The sequence below is a fragment of the Pseudomonas sp. LBUM1664 genome (assembly GCF_059695895.1).
This window is the reverse complement of record NZ_CP166791.1, coordinates 2,691,262-2,705,153: the sequence shown is the minus strand read 5'-3', so window position 1 is coordinate 2,705,153 and position 13,892 is coordinate 2,691,262. Positions and strand designations below refer to the sequence as shown.

The 13,892-nt window shown below is 62.5% G+C and carries 12 protein-coding genes; 10 read left to right on the top strand and 2 right to left on the bottom strand.

Going from position 1 to position 13,892, the window contains the following annotated elements; all coding sequences use genetic code 11:
* Nucleotides 1–8 precede the first annotated feature (8 nt).
* Entirely contained in the window at nucleotides 9–1,340 is a 1,332-nt protein-coding gene (gene tssK / locus ACA047_RS12780; RefSeq protein ID WP_497359534.1) for a type VI secretion system baseplate subunit TssK, read from the bottom strand.
* A gap of 51 nt (nucleotides 1,341–1,391) precedes the next feature.
* A complete protein-coding gene (locus ACA047_RS12775; protein WP_497359533.1) occupies nucleotides 1,392–1,856 on the bottom strand; it encodes a type VI secretion protein in 465 nt (154 codons plus the stop codon).
* A 224-nt stretch (nucleotides 1,857–2,080) separates the two neighbouring features.
* Between ACA047_RS12775 and tssB the strand changes: the two genes are divergently transcribed.
* From tssB to ACA047_RS12725, 10 genes are all read left to right on the top strand, one after another.
* Nucleotides 2,081–2,641: a type VI secretion system contractile sheath small subunit gene (gene tssB / locus ACA047_RS12770; RefSeq protein WP_497359532.1), complete on the top strand. Its 561-nt coding sequence runs from the start codon at nucleotides 2,081–2,083 to the stop codon at nucleotides 2,639–2,641.
* Between the two features lie 30 nt (nucleotides 2,642–2,671).
* A complete protein-coding gene (gene tssC / locus ACA047_RS12765; protein ID WP_497359531.1) occupies nucleotides 2,672–4,153 on the top strand; it encodes a type VI secretion system contractile sheath large subunit in 1,482 nt (493 codons plus the stop codon).
* A 92-nt stretch (nucleotides 4,154–4,245) separates the two neighbouring features.
* Complete coding sequence (locus ACA047_RS12760; RefSeq protein ID WP_214912142.1) at nucleotides 4,246–4,743, top strand: Hcp family type VI secretion system effector; 498 nt, start codon at nucleotides 4,246–4,248, stop codon at nucleotides 4,741–4,743.
* A 12-nt stretch (nucleotides 4,744–4,755) separates the two neighbouring features.
* A complete protein-coding gene (gene tssE / locus ACA047_RS12755; protein ID WP_497359530.1) occupies nucleotides 4,756–5,199 on the top strand; it encodes a type VI secretion system baseplate subunit TssE in 444 nt (147 codons plus the stop codon).
* Entirely contained in the window at nucleotides 5,183–6,973 is a 1,791-nt protein-coding gene (gene tssF / locus ACA047_RS12750) for a type VI secretion system baseplate subunit TssF (RefSeq protein WP_497359529.1), read from the top strand. The genes tssE and tssF overlap by 17 nt, the downstream gene beginning before the upstream one ends.
* On the top strand, nucleotides 6,937–7,962 hold the full coding sequence (tssG, locus tag ACA047_RS12745; RefSeq protein ID WP_497359528.1) for a type VI secretion system baseplate subunit TssG: 1,026 nt from the start codon (nucleotides 6,937–6,939) through the stop codon (nucleotides 7,960–7,962). Before tssF ends, tssG begins: the two co-directional genes overlap by 37 nt.
* Nucleotide 7,963: 1 nt before the next feature.
* The gene (tssH, locus tag ACA047_RS12740) at nucleotides 7,964–10,507 is read left to right on the top strand and encodes a type VI secretion system ATPase TssH (RefSeq protein ID WP_497359527.1); all 2,544 of its coding nucleotides are present in this window, start codon (nucleotides 7,964–7,966) and stop codon (nucleotides 10,505–10,507) included.
* A gap of 54 nt (nucleotides 10,508–10,561) precedes the next feature.
* Nucleotides 10,562–11,269 (top strand): YopT-type cysteine protease domain-containing protein, encoded by a 708-nt coding sequence (locus ACA047_RS12735; RefSeq protein WP_497359526.1) that lies wholly within the window; start codon nucleotides 10,562–10,564, stop codon nucleotides 11,267–11,269.
* Between the two features lie 36 nt (nucleotides 11,270–11,305).
* Complete coding sequence (locus ACA047_RS12730; protein ID WP_497359525.1) at nucleotides 11,306–13,315, top strand: type VI secretion system Vgr family protein; 2,010 nt, start codon at nucleotides 11,306–11,308, stop codon at nucleotides 13,313–13,315.
* Nucleotides 13,316–13,328: 13 nt separating this feature from the next.
* Nucleotides 13,329–13,871, top strand: coding sequence for a toxin-antitoxin system YwqK family antitoxin (locus ACA047_RS12725; protein WP_497359524.1), 543 nt, complete (start codon nucleotides 13,329–13,331; stop codon nucleotides 13,869–13,871).
* Nucleotides 13,872–13,892: the final 21 nt, after the last annotated feature.

Below are 13,892 nucleotides of genomic sequence, written 5' to 3'. Positions count from 1 at the left end.
TTTTGCGATCAGGCACTTTCACCGGCTTGCGCCACAAACAACACCACTTGCCACGGGCCGCTGGCCTGATGCGATGCGGGCGCCACGATGTGCAACGGCAATTGCCCGTCAAACCATTGGCCGCTGGCGGCCACCACAAACAACAGGGTGTCGTCGCCCACGCTGTAGGCCACCTGCTCATTGCGGCTCATGGCCTGATGGGGCAAACCACTCATGCGTTGTCGGCTCAACAGCGGGATGTGCGGCGCGGACGCGATGATCGCCCCGCGCAGCCACTCGGCCGCGGCCTGCTCACTGGCACCGTTGGGCATGCGCAGGCCGATCACCAGACGCTGGCTCGGCTGGTCGTCGGGTAACTGGATGGAAAAGACCTGGTCATTACGTTCGAAAGCCAGGCTGCGATAGCCGGCACGAACCCGTTCCAGGGTGGTTTCCAGCCAGTCGAGCAGCGGCTCGTAGCCGCGCTGCAACTCCAAAAAATCCAATGGCGCGAAGGCCGGGACGCCAGCCAACGGATCGAGGGCAGACCAGGCCCCGGCCAACCCCAACAGCAAGCCGTACAGCACCTGAGGCGTGGCCACGCGGGTACTCAGCGTGCCCTCGACCTCGGGCAACCGCGCCCACAACGCGGTCAATTGCCGGCGGATCTCCAACGCGTCGTCCTGATTACCGGCCGCCTGGGCCTGACGCAGGCGCCCGGCGAGGAACAAGCACTTTTCCCGAGCCCGGGCACACAGCTCGGCGACCCGCCGACCGAGCACGGATTCGGGCAACAGCACGGGCGTGGGCGGCGTATAGGGCACACGCAGGAAGCCACCGCCTTCCTTGCGGATGCGCATCAGCGGCAGGCAGATCGAATCAGCCTTGCTCAGTTGCGTGCACAGTCGCGGGTTGGGTCGCCAGACCGTGATCGACTCGGGGAATTCGCCGCTGGTGAGGTCCGGCAAGGCTTCGCCGACCACCGACTGCAAGCGTCCCTTGAGCGGCAGCAATTGCCCGGCGCGCCAGAGCGGGCTGATGGCCAGGTACACGGTCACGGTGGCGTCCTCGGTCTTGTTGACCGCCTCGGTGATGTCCAGCTCCAGGGCCGGACCGACACCGGCCTGCAGGTTGACCGGCAACCCGTCCGGCAAGGTGCCCTGCAGTTGCAACAGGCGAACCTGGCCGGCGCTGAGGGCCGAAGGGTCGACGTCCAACTGGCTGACACCCCAGAACCAGGGGTTGCAGGCGCCGGCAAAATGCGCGGCCAGGGCCTCGGCGCGCAGCCCTTGTAATTGGAAATGCTGGGGCAACAACTGCATGCCCTCATGCCAGCAAACCGCGTCAGGTAACAGACTCATACGACTCCCTTCGACATCCCAATGTCGCCGCTACAGGCGGCCCGCGGTCACTCAAGGCTGGCTGTCATTGAGCTGCCCATCATTCACGAGGGTCATCTCACGACTGTCGAACTTCAGCCAGGCCTTGCGCTGATCGTCCAGCCGAAGTCGGTGGGCTCCGGGAGTGTTATAGCTGGCGAAGACCAAAAGTCCAGCGGCGCGCCGGCCCTCCAGCGGGAAGGCTTGGCGGTCGATAAATTGCCCCGGAACCAGCTCCAGCCCCCACACCGACATGAGTTGACGATAGTCGCGTTGGAACTGTTCGCGCTCGGCAAACCACTGGCTGGCGGTGATACCCGACAGCTGCTTGAGCAAGTCCGGGTCGTTTACGGCGATGAAATCCACCGCTATTGGCGTGTTGTCATTGGCCCGGGGCGCGACGTCCAGGGTCAGGCTGCCCAGGTCGACGCTGGGGGCGAAGAGCGAGCAACCGGTGAGCGTCAGGCTCAAGAAAACTCCGAAAAAAAAGACACGCAAAATGAATTTTCCTTTTCTCAGCGGTCAAAAATTGTTTTTGCTTGCATTTTTATAGACCTGTTCTAGCGTCTTGGGTAGTTCGGCCAACACGGTCGAATGCACCAGGTTCGTCAAGGGAATGACAGGTCTTCTGCCCTCCATTTGCAACCTGCGGATCAGCAAGGGAATGCAATGAGCGGGCCCCCCGATGCATTGCTTCCACACATGCATCGGAGTCGGCCGCCATGGCAGAAAGTACCCAGCACAAGCTCGACAGAGTCCGTCCTCCCCGCGTTCAGATCACCTATGACGTGGAAATCGGCAATGCCATCGAAAAGAAAGAGTTGCCACTGGTGGTCGGCATTCTGGCCGACCTCTCGGGCAAACCGCTGGACGCGCTGCCCAAGCTCAACGAGCGGCGCTTCACGGAAATCGATCGCGATAATTTTAATGAAGTCCTCGCGTCCATTGCCCCCCGCGCCACCCTCCAGGTGAACAACACCCTCAGCGGCGATGACAGCAAGCTCAACATCGAACTCAACTTCCGTCACATCGACGACTTCGACCCGGTCAAGGTCGTCGAGCAGGTCACGCCGCTGCGCCGGCTGTTCGAAGCCCGTCAACGCCTGCGGGACCTGCTGACCAAACTCGACGGCAACGATGACCTGGACAAGCTGCTGCGCGACGTGATCGCCAACACCGAAGGCCTGCAAGAAATCAAGTCAGCCCGGCCCCAGGAGACACCGCAAGAGCCACCGGCCGCGGCCGCCAATGACGACCCAGCCCCGGCCGAGCCACAGGCCTGATCGTGCTCATCACTCAAGGGAGATAAAGCCATGCCTGCTTCATCCAGCGCTCAAACCAGCGAGAGCACGACCCAGACCCTGTCCCTGCTGGACAAGATCATCGCCGAAGGCCGCATGGCCCACGACGACAGCCAGCAGGATTACGCCCGCGACATGCTGGCCGAATTTGCCACCCAGGTCCTCGACGAAGGCATGGCCATCGACAAGGACACCGTGGCGATGATCAACGACCGCATCAGCCAGATCGATCAGTTGATCAGCGCCCAGCTCAACGAAGTGCTGCACCATCCCGACCTGCAGAAACTCGAAGCCTCCTGGCGCGGCCTGCACCTGCTGGTGCAGAACACCGAAACCAGCACCCGGCTCAAATTGCGCCTGCTCAACGTGACTCAGAAAGAGCTGCAGAGCGATCTGGAAAAAGCCGTCGAGTTCGACCAGAGCGCGCTCTTCAAGAAAATCTACGAAGAAGAATACGGCACCTTCGGCGGGCATCCGTTCAGCCTGCTGGTGGGCGACTACACGTTTGGCCGGCATCCACAGGACATCGGCCTGCTGGAAAAACTGTCGAATGTGGCCGCCGCAGCTCACGCGCCGTTCATTGCTGCTGCCAGCCCCCGGTTGTTCGACATGACCAGTTTCACCGAACTGGCGGTGCCTCGGGACCTGTCGAAGATTTTCGAGAGCCAGGAGCTGATCAAGTGGCGCTCGTTCCGCGAAAGCGAAGACTCGCGCTACGTGTCCCTGGTGCTGCCGCACTTCCTGTTGCGCCTGCCCTATGGCCCGGACACCTTGCCGGTGGAAGGCATCAACTACGTCGAGGACGTCAACGGCACCGACCACAGCAAATACCTGTGGGGCAACGCCGCCTGGGCGCTGTCGCAACGCATCACCGAGGCCTTCGCCAAATATGGCTGGTGCGCAGCAATTCGCGGTGCCGAGGGCGGGGGTGCAGTCGAAGGCCTGCCGGCGCATACCTTCCGCACCAGTTCCGGGGACCTGTCGCTCAAATGCCCCACCGAAGTGGCAATCACCGACCGTCGCGAGAAAGAACTCAACGACCTGGGCTTCATTTCCCTGTGCCACAAGAAAAACAGCGACGTGGCGGTGTTCTTCGGTGGCCAGACCACCAACAAGGCCAAGCTCTATAACACCAACGAGGCCAACGCCAACGCACGGATCTCGGCGATGTTGCCGTATGTCCTTGCGGCCTCGCGTTTCGCCCATTACCTGAAAGTGATCATGCGCGACAAGGTCGGCAGCTTCATGACCCGCGACAACGTGCAGACCTACCTCAACAACTGGATCGCCGATTACGTGCTGATCAACGACAACGCGCCACAAGAGATCAAGGCCCAGTACCCGTTGCGCGAAGCGCGGGTGGACGTGACGGAAGTGGCCGGCAAACCCGGTGCCTACAAGGCCACGGTGTTCCTGCGGCCGCACTTCCAGCTTGAGGAACTGACCGCTTCGATCCGCCTGGTGGCGACCCTGCCGCCACCGGTAGCCGCCTGACGGCTGAAACCTGTGGCGAGGAGCTCCCTCGCCACACCTAACCGATCGGTACCGGGCATTACCCCACTTGTCTTCTTCAGGAGTTCCATACAATGGATGCGATCATTCTCGACCTCGGCGGCGACATCAAAGGCGACAGCCTGCTCGAGGGCTACACGGACAAGATCGAGGTCATGTCCTACAGCCATAACGTGGCAATGCAAGTGACCAACGACGTCAGCAACTCGGAGCGCACCTCCGGCAGGCCCCACATCGGCGAATTCACCCTGACCAAATTCGTCGACAGCTCCACCCCCACGCTCAACGAATATTGCTGCGCCGGCAAACCGATCCCGCAAGCCGTCATCACCATCGGCCGCAACGCCGCCGAGGGCAGCGGCAAACTCATGCCCTTCATCATCTACACCCTGACCAACGTCGTGCTGTCCAACGTCAGTGTCAGTGGCGGTACGGGCGGCAAACCGGTGGAAACCCTGTCGCTGAACTTCACCAAGATCAAATGGGAACTCACCGCCCAGAAAGACGACGGCACCAAAGAAGGCACCGCGGGCACGACCTGGGACCTGGCGGCCAACAAAATGACCAAGTGACGGAGCGCGCCCATGGCTGGCTTCGGGCTTCGGCCTCCCCTGTTCGACCGCCTGGCCAGCCCGGCGGACGAGGCTGGCCGGGCGTTCGATCGACAGGCGTTGCAAGACTCGGTGCACGCCGAACTGCTGCGCCTGTTCAACACCCGACGCGGCCCACGGGCGCTGACCGAACCGCCGAGCATCCTGGATTACGGCATCGCTGACTGGACCGCGCTACAGCAGCAGCGCAGCGATGACCGTCGCCAGCTGACCCGGGAAATTCGCCAGGCCATCACTCACTTCGAACCTCGGCTGCGCCTGGGCGAGGTGCAAGTCAACCCGGTGCCGGGCCATCCGCAACAACTGAGCATACGGCTTTCAGGAGAGTTGCGTGGCGACCAGCACTCATGGCCCGTGGCATTTGTCATCGAGCACGCCGACGACGGCCTTGAGGTACGACATGAGCGACTCGATTGACCCGCAACTGCTCGATTATTACCAGCGTGAACTGACCTGGCTGCGTCACGCTGGGAGCCTGTTCGCCGAACGTTACCCCAAGGTCGCCAGGCGCCTGGAGTTGTCGCCCGGCGAATGCCCCGACCCGCACGTCGAGCGTCTTCTGGAAGGTTTCGCACTGCTGGCCGCGCGCTTGCAACGCAGACTGGATGACGACTACGCCGAATTCAGCGATGCCCTGCTCGAACAGCTCTATCCCCTGGCCATGCGCCCGTTGCCATCGTGCGCAATCGTGCAGTTCGAACCCGACCCGAGCAAAGGCAACCTCAACGAGGGCTACCCCCTGCCCCGGGACACACCCTTGTTCGTCACCACGGACAAGGGCCAGAGCATCCATTTTCGCACCACATCAGCCGTGCACCTGTGGCCGGTAGCAGTCAGCGAAGCGTTGCTGCTGGGCAGTGACGAAGCCCAGGCGCTGACCGGGGTGGTTCAGGCGCGTTCGGCCTTGCGCCTGAACCTGACTTGCCTGGGCGAAAGCCAATGGTCGACGCTGGGGATCGATCATCTGCGGGTGCACCTGGCGGCGTCACCGATGATCAACGCCTGGCTCTACGATTTACTCGGCGCACATGCCGTCAAGGTCCTGGCCGGCCCGCCGGGCAGCGTACCGGAGCCGCTGACAGGCTTGCCACAGATCGTCGGCTTCGCCAGTGACCAAGCCTTGCTGCCAGACGAAGACGGCGTGCATCCTGGCATGCGCCTGCTGGCCGAGTACTTTGCTTTCCCCGACAAGTTCGGCTTTTTCGACTTGCCATTGGCCGGCGCAACCAGCGACAGCCAATCCTTGTACCTGTACATCGTCTTCGACCGCGCGCCCGCCAGCCGCCTGCCGCTGCAGGCCAGCGACATCGCCCTGGGCTGCGCGCCGGTGATCAACCTGTTCCCCAGGACTTCCGAGCCGCTGCGCCCGGACGGCACGCGCAGCGAATACCGACTGGTGGCCGACAGTCATCGGGAAAACAGCGTCGAGATCCACAGCATCCGCGGCATGCGGGCCAGTTCCAGCCAAGGCGTACGCAAGGTGCCGGCCTATTACGGCAGCCAACACGCCAACGACCAGCCATGCTACTGGCATGCGCGGCGCGTCAGCGGCATGAGCCCGAACCGATTGGGCACTGATTTGATGGTCAGCCTGGTGGACACTCAGCTCGACCCGCTGTCCGACACCCGGGACTACAGCCTCACGGCCGAATTGCTGTGCACCAACCGGCACCTGGCCCAGAGCCTGCCGGCCGGCACCCCGCTGGGCTTCGAGCGTCCGGGGCCGGTGGCCTGGGCCCGCCTGCGCAACCCGCCCAGCCCCCAAAGCTTGCCGCGCCTGGACGGTGAATCGCGCTGGCGGCTGGTGTCGCAGTTGACGCTCAACCATTTGTCACTGGTCGAAGGTCCCCAGGCACTGGACGCGCTGCGCGAAATTCTCGAATTGCACAACCTGCGGGACGAGGCCAGCGCCCGTCGCCAGATCGAAGGGGTATTGGGTCTGGGCTGCGAACGGGTCATCGCCCATGTCGGCGAAGACGCCTGGCGCGGCTGGCGCAACGGGCTGGAAGTGCGCCTGCAACTGGACCCACAACACTTCGTCGGCAGCAGCGCGGTGCTGTTCTGCGGCGTACTGGCGCAGTTCTTTTCGCTGTATGCCACCGCGAATCGCTTCGTGCGCACGGTGCTGGTTCAGTCCGACAAGGAGGTGAAAACATGGCAACCCCAAGCCGGCAAACCCCTGACGCTCTGAACCTGAGCCAACGCTTGCGTCGCGATCCGCAACGTTTCGAATGGCTCCAGGCATTGCTGCTGCTCGAACGCGAACATCCCCAGGCCGAAACCTTGGGCAGCGGCACCGCGCCGCACGCCGAAGCCTTGCGCCTGCGCGGGCCGTTGACGCCGCTGTTCGCCGCCAGTGAAGTCGAAAGCCTGAGCCAGGAGCCCGGCCTGCCGCCGGTCCTGACCACGCCGATCTTTGGCCTCGGCGGTCCCGACGGCCCCCTGCCCTACGCCTATCAGGAATGGCTGCAACAACGGGCGCGAGTGCGGGATCACGCACCGGCGGAATTTCTCGACCTGTTCCAGCATCGCCTGCTCAGCCTGCTCTACAAAGTCATGCGCAAGCACCGCATCGCCCTGGGTTTCACTGCCCCAGGAGCGTCCGCCGTACAGGCGCAACTGCGCGCCTTGACCGGCCTGCTGCCTAAGGCGCTGCAAGAGCGCCAGGCCGCGCCCGACGCTGCGGTGTTGGCGTGCACCGCGTTGTACGCCGACGGCCGACGCTCCCTGGCCGGGTTCGCGGCGATTGTCCGTGAGCAGTTCGGACTCCCGGTGGAACTGACCGCGTACGAAGGCGGCTGGCGTGAAATCCCTCCCGCCAGCCGCAGCCGCTTGCAGCCGGGCGGTCGCAACTTGCGCCTGGGCCGCAGCGCGGTGGCCGGCACCCGGGTCTGGGACGAACATGCCGGTGTGCGCCTGACGTTAGGCCCGCTGACCGCAACCCAGGCCAGCGCATTGCTGCCAAACGGTGAGACCCATCCGTTGCTCGCCAGCCTTTACGCCTTGTATTTCGGCCCCGATCTGGATTGCACCCTAGTGCTGCTGATCCGTGGCGCCGGTCCGCTGCAACTGGGTCGTCAGGCACCGCCACGGTTGAACTGGAACGGTGGCCTGCAACGTCAACCCAGCCTTGCCCTGCAACAAATCGAAACCCGCCTTCGTCAGCCGGAGATCGCCTGAAATGGAACTGGCCAGCCTGATCGGACGCCTCAACCCGGACAACCGCCGCGCCCTGGAACGGGCCGCGCAACGCTGCCTGCAGCGCAGCCATCATTACGTGGAAATCGAACACCTGCTGCTGGAGTTGCTGGACATCGAAGGCGGCGACTTCGCCTGCCTGTTGCCACGCTTCGGCTTGGAACGCGACGCCGTGGCGACGGAAACCAACAAGGCCCTGGACCTGTTCAAATCCGGCAGCACCCGTACGCCAGCGCTGTCGGCGCAAACCATCGGCCTGCTCGAAGACGCCGTGGTCCAGGCCAGCGTGCTGGGCCTGGACAGCATTCGCTCCGGGCTACTGCTGCTGGCCCTGCTGGACCGTGACGAGCGCCGCAGCCTGTTGCTCAACAGCGCCTCGTCCTTGCTGCGCATTCCACGGGATGCCTTGCGCGCTCATCTGCTGGAATGGACCGAAAGCTCCCGGGAGCATGTCGGCGGCGTGCGCCCGGCCAAACCCGGTGAAGCGCCACAGAAACAGGACCCGGTACTCGACCAATACACCCAGGACCTGACCGCCGACGCACGGGATGGACGCATCGACCCCATCGTCGGGCGCGACGGGGAAATTCGTCAGTGCATCGACATCCTGCTCAGGCGTCGGCAGAACAACCCGATCCTGGTGGGGGCACCGGGGGTCGGCAAAACCGCCGTGGTTGAAGGCCTGGCCCTGCGCATCGCTGCCGGGGATGTACCGCCGTCGTTGCAGGAAGTCACGCTGCGAGTGCTCGATCTCGGCCTGTTACAGGCCGGCGCGGGCGTCAAAGGCGAGTTCGAACAGCGTCTCAAAGGGGTGATCGACGCAGTACGCAGCGCCGAAAAACCGATCATTCTGTTCATCGACGAAGCCCACACCCTGATCGGCGCCGGCGGCGCAGAGGGCGGCAGCGATGCCGCCAACCTGCTCAAACCGGCCCTGGCCCGGGGCGAGCTGCGCACCCTGGCCGCCACCACATGGCTTGAATACAAAAAATATTTCGAGAAAGACCCGGCCCTGGCCCGTCGCTTCCAGCTGGTGCAGGTTGAAGAACCGGACGAAACCACCGCCGTGGAAATGCTCCGTGGCGTGGCCACCAAACTGGAACAGCACCACGGCGTGCAAGTGCTCGACGCGGCCATCCACGAAGCGGTGAAGCTGTCTCACCGCTACATTTCCGGGCGGCAATTGCCGGACAAAGCCATCAGCGTGCTCGACACCGCCTGCGCCCGGGTCGCCCTCGGCCAGCACGATGTGCCGCCACCACTGGAAAGCCTGCGCCACCGCCAGAACAGCCTCAAGGACGAAGTCGAACGCCTGCGCCGGGAACAGGCAACCGGGCTGGACCACCGCGAGCGCATCACCCTGCTGGAAACCGAATCGAGCAGCAACGTGCAGGCCATCCGTGAGTTGGAAACCCGTTGGGGCGAAGAGCGCGAAGCCGTGCGCGAACTGCTCGACACCCGGCGCGAATTGCTCGCCCTGAGCGAACGCGCCGACAGTGAAAAGCCCGACACCGAGGTCGATAACCGTATTGACCATCTGGCCGCCGAGCTACTGCGTCTGGAAGCCGGGCTCGATGCCATTCGCCAGGACGATCCCCTGGTCCCCGAACAAGTGGACAGCAAGACCGTCGCCGCTGTGATCGCCGGCTGGACCGGCATCCCGGTCGGCAAGATGCTCGCCGACGAAGCCCATGCCGTACGCACCCTCGGCCAGCGCATGGGCCAGCGGGTCATGGGCCAGGACACCGCGCTGAGTACCATCGCCCAACGCCTGCAAGCCTACCGCGCCGGCCTTACCGACCCGCAGAAACCAGTCGGCGTTTTCCTGTTGGTGGGCCCCACCGGCGTGGGCAAGACCGAAACCGCCTACGCCCTGGCCGATGCCTTGTACGGCGGCGAACGCAACCTGATCAGCATCAACCTCTCGGAGTATCAGGAGGCGCACACCGTCAGCCAACTCAAAGGCGCCCCGCCCGGCTACGTCGGCTACGGCAGCGGCGGCGTGCTCACCGAAGCGGTGCGGCGCAAGCCCTATTCCGTGGTGCTGCTGGATGAAATCGAAAAAGCCCACCCCGATGTGCTCGAAGCTTTCTACAACGTCTTCGACAAGGGCCTGATGGAAGACGGCACTGGCCTGGTGGTGGATTTCAAAAACACCGTGATGCTCGCCACCAGCAACGTTGGCGCCGAGCTGCTGCTAGACACACCGGCCGCGCAACTGGGCACCGACGCCTTCAACGAAGCCTTGCACAAAGTGCTGCTGCAAGCGTTTCGCCCGGCGTTCCTGGCCCGCATGACGGTGGTGGCCTATCGACCGCTGGATGAAGCGACGCTGGAGGCGATTGTGCTGGCGAAACTGGAGAAATTGCGGGGACGCTACAAGGCCGCGACGGGCAAGCCGTTCGAGTTTGATGCGGGGATCGTCAAGGCGGTGTTGGCCAAGTGCAGCGCGGCCGGAGCGAGGGATGTCGAGAACGTATTGATGACCCAGGTGACGGGGAAGTTGGCGCAGTGGGCGTTGGAATGATGAATAACCCAGCCCTGAGCAAGTGGACTCGATTTTTAGAAATGGAGCTTTCGTATGGTCTGGCAACTGTTTCAATATGATCAGGCAAATACCATAGCAAACAGCGCAGCACTTGCTGACTTTGGCGACGGCGTCTGTCTGGCACTTTCAATGAAGTGGTGTGCTCGACGCAAAGCCAAGCATAAAGCCCTGGAGTTCAACCAGTCCGTTCTTAGTGAAGCTCAAAAGCTTGAAATCGCGGACTGGATGAATGTCACGCAGAATCAAGTCGTTGAGGCCCTTGGGAACAATCCCGGAAACCCCAACCCCCTGCTTAATACCGGCTATAAATATAAAGACGCTGACGGTGACGCCATATCAACAGTCGCCAATGTCCCTGGCCAAATTAACAATATGCGTGCCTACGCCAACCGCCTGGAAAAAATGAGTCAATGGGCAAGAGGCAATGGAATGGTACTTCTGGATGACAAGGTAGGTTTCTCCAACAACCGACCTACGCACGAATGGGTTTATCAGTTGACCAACGCAGCGTTCAGGCTCAGTGCACCGCCCATCATCGGGATCATCGCCTTAACGGGCCCGGACGATGGCCACGCCCTTGCCTATGAACTCACCAATCGCGGTCATATCAGTTTTTTCGACCCGAACTTTGGTGAGTTTCGCAGTAATGGACAAGATGATTTTTTACCTTGGCTCTTGAATCACATCATCCAAAACTACCATGTGCTGAATCAGCATTGGTGGGTCGTGCAATTCAGATGACATGCAAGGAACCTTATCTGCAACCTGAGGCCCTCAATGCCCCGTACCACCGACAGCAACACCACCCTCTCCCTCACCGCCGCCTCACTGTCGGCGCTTTACCCTGAAACACTGTCCGGCGAAGAAAGCCTCAATGCATTGGGTTCGCACATCCTCAACGGCATCAATGACGGCGCCTCATTGGATCTCACCACCGCCGTCGCCAGCCATGTCACCACCACCCTGCACAAAGATGCCTTGCTGCGCCCACTGGATTTTCTGGTCGCGGAAATCCGCCAGCTCCCCGCCGATGCCACCGCCGAGCGCTATCAACTCTTGCTACGTCCATGGCTTTGGTGGCTGAACCTGGCGAGCAACAACCGGGTGTTCCAGAACCTCGCCACGTCAGACATCGTCACCACGATTTTCAAGGCCCACGGATTCACCGACTTCCAGCTCAAACTCACTGGCAGCTACACCCCGCGCGAATACTGCGTGCAATACGGCGAAACCGACCTGGCCTTCGTCTCACGCCTGATGGAAGAAGACGGGATCTTCTGGTTTTTCAGCCACGAGGAAGGCAAGCACACACTGGTCCTGGCCGACAGCAATGATGCTTTCTTGCCGATTCCCAACGGGCCGACGGTGAATTATCTCGGGCAGAAAATGGGCGAGCGGGAACTGCACGGCATCCGCGCGGGGCACGTGGGCCTGCAAGCGGTGGCTGGGGTTTACCAGGCGACCGATTACGAATTCACCACGCCCACGACGTCGCTCTACAGCCAGGCCGAAGCCGTGGCCGGACCCAGTTCGATATACGAACATCCGGGGGGTTACAACGCCAAGGGACAGGGCGATGCGTTGACCAAGCAGCGGGTGGATGGCTTGCGCAGTCAGGAGAAGCGTTTTGTCGGCGAAAGCGACTGCCGCTGGCTGGTGCCGGGGTATTGGTTCACCCTCGCCGGCCATGAAGACGCGACGCTGAATATCGATTGGGTCGTGACCTCGGTCAGCCACGAAGCCAGTCACGAAAACTATCGCAACCGCTTCGAAGCGATTCCCAAGGCCACGGCGTATCGACCGGCCCGCACCACGCAAAAACCGCGCATGCACACCCAGACGGCGCTGGTGGTGGGCAAGGCCGGCGAAGAAATCTGGACCGATGAATACGGGCGGATCAAGTTGCAATTCCCCTGGGATCGCACCGGCAAGAACGACGAGACCTCTTCCTGCTGGGTTCGCGTTGTATTGCCTTGGAGCGGTAAGGGTTTTGGCATGCAGTTCGTACCGCGCATCGGCCAGGAAGTCATCGTGACGTTCATCGACGGCGACCCGGACCGTCCACTGGTGACCGGCTGCGTCTACAACGGCGACAACGCCCTGCCCTACGCGCTGCCGGCGAACCAGACCCAGTCGGGGATCAAGACCAACTCGTCCAAGGGCGGTGGCGGTTTCAACGAGTTGCGCTTCGAAGACAAGAAGGACGCCGAGGAGGTGTTTCTCCAGGCCCAGAAAGACTTCAACATCAACGTGCTCAACGACACCACCGCCACTGTCGGCCACGACGAAACCCTCACGGTGCAGAACGCTCGTACCCGCACAGTCAAGGAAGGCGACGAGACCGTCACCCTGGAGAAAGGCAAACGCAGCGTGACCATACAGACCGGCAGCGACAGCCTCGATGTGAAAGACACCCGCACGGTGACCGTGGGTTCGGACCAGAACCACAGCACCGGTGGCAATTACGAGCACAAGGTCACCGGGAACTACAGCCTGACGGTGGACGGCAACCTGACCATCAAGGTCAGCGGCACCCTGACCCTGCAAAGCGGCGGCAGTTTTGCGATCAAGAGCGGCGCGGACCTGGCGGCCCAGGCGAGCACGTCGATCAGCCAGAAGGCCGGCACGGCCCTGAGCAACCAGGCCGGTACGTCATTGGAAAACAAGGCCGGCACCACACTGACCAACGACGCCGGCATCAGCCTGGTAAACAAGGCTGCCGCCGAACAGACTGTGGACGGCGGCGGCATGCTGACCATCAAGGGCGGCCTGGTGAAGGTCAACTGACAGGAGCGTGCCAATGGCCTCTAAGAAACTCGACGTGGAGCGTGATGACAGCCGGCTAAGCGGGCAACTGGTCGATGGCCGGCTCGATGGCCCGTTGCAGATTGAAGAAGCCCAGCGCCCGCAAGCGAAACTCAACTACAGCCAAGGTGAACTGCAAGGCAGCAGCACGCTGTATCACCCCAATGGAAAGGTCTCGGCGGTGTTGCCGTTCGTGAAAGGAAAATTGCAGGGTGTGGCGAGCTTTTACGCGGCCGAAGGGGGGTTGCAGCGCCAGGCCACGTATCACCGCGGGTTGCTGCACGGCGAGGCGAACAACTACTTCCCCAACGGACAACTGGCCGAAGCCGAGTTTTATCGTGACGGTGTTCGCGATGGCCGCTATCGCCGCCTGCACCCCAACGGCAATCCGGCGGTCGAGGCCCGCTACCTCAATGGCCAACTGCTGGAACCGGCCCACGCCTACGCCGAAGACGGGCGACCACTGGATGCCGAGGGCAAGCCGATCTCCAGGGTGCGCTGGTGGTTCAGGCGCTGGAATGATCCTGCGCAGGCCTGATTGTTGTCATACACCTTTTCC

Excerpts from the sequence above, each read along its gene's own strand:
- tssK (WP_497359534.1), bottom strand. The coding sequence starts at position 1,340 with ATGAGTCTGTTACCTGACGCGGTTTGCTGGCATGAGGGCATGCAGTTG.
- tssB (WP_497359532.1), top strand. The coding sequence starts at position 2,081 with ATGGCAGAAAGTACCCAGCACAAGCTCGACAGAGTCCGTCCTCCCCGC.
- tssC (WP_497359531.1), top strand. The coding sequence starts at position 2,672 with ATGCCTGCTTCATCCAGCGCTCAAACCAGCGAGAGCACGACCCAGACC.
- ACA047_RS12760 (WP_214912142.1), top strand. The coding sequence starts at position 4,246 with ATGGATGCGATCATTCTCGACCTCGGCGGCGACATCAAAGGCGACAGC.
- tssE (WP_497359530.1), top strand. The coding sequence starts at position 4,756 with ATGGCTGGCTTCGGGCTTCGGCCTCCCCTGTTCGACCGCCTGGCCAGC.
- tssF (WP_497359529.1), top strand. The coding sequence starts at position 5,183 with ATGAGCGACTCGATTGACCCGCAACTGCTCGATTATTACCAGCGTGAA.
- tssG (WP_497359528.1), top strand. The coding sequence starts at position 6,937 with ATGGCAACCCCAAGCCGGCAAACCCCTGACGCTCTGAACCTGAGCCAA.
- tssH (WP_497359527.1), top strand. The coding sequence starts at position 7,964 with ATGGAACTGGCCAGCCTGATCGGACGCCTCAACCCGGACAACCGCCGC.
- ACA047_RS12735 (WP_497359526.1), top strand. The coding sequence starts at position 10,562 with ATGGTCTGGCAACTGTTTCAATATGATCAGGCAAATACCATAGCAAAC.
- ACA047_RS12730 (WP_497359525.1), top strand. The coding sequence starts at position 11,306 with ATGCCCCGTACCACCGACAGCAACACCACCCTCTCCCTCACCGCCGCC.
- ACA047_RS12725 (WP_497359524.1), top strand. The coding sequence starts at position 13,329 with ATGGCCTCTAAGAAACTCGACGTGGAGCGTGATGACAGCCGGCTAAGC.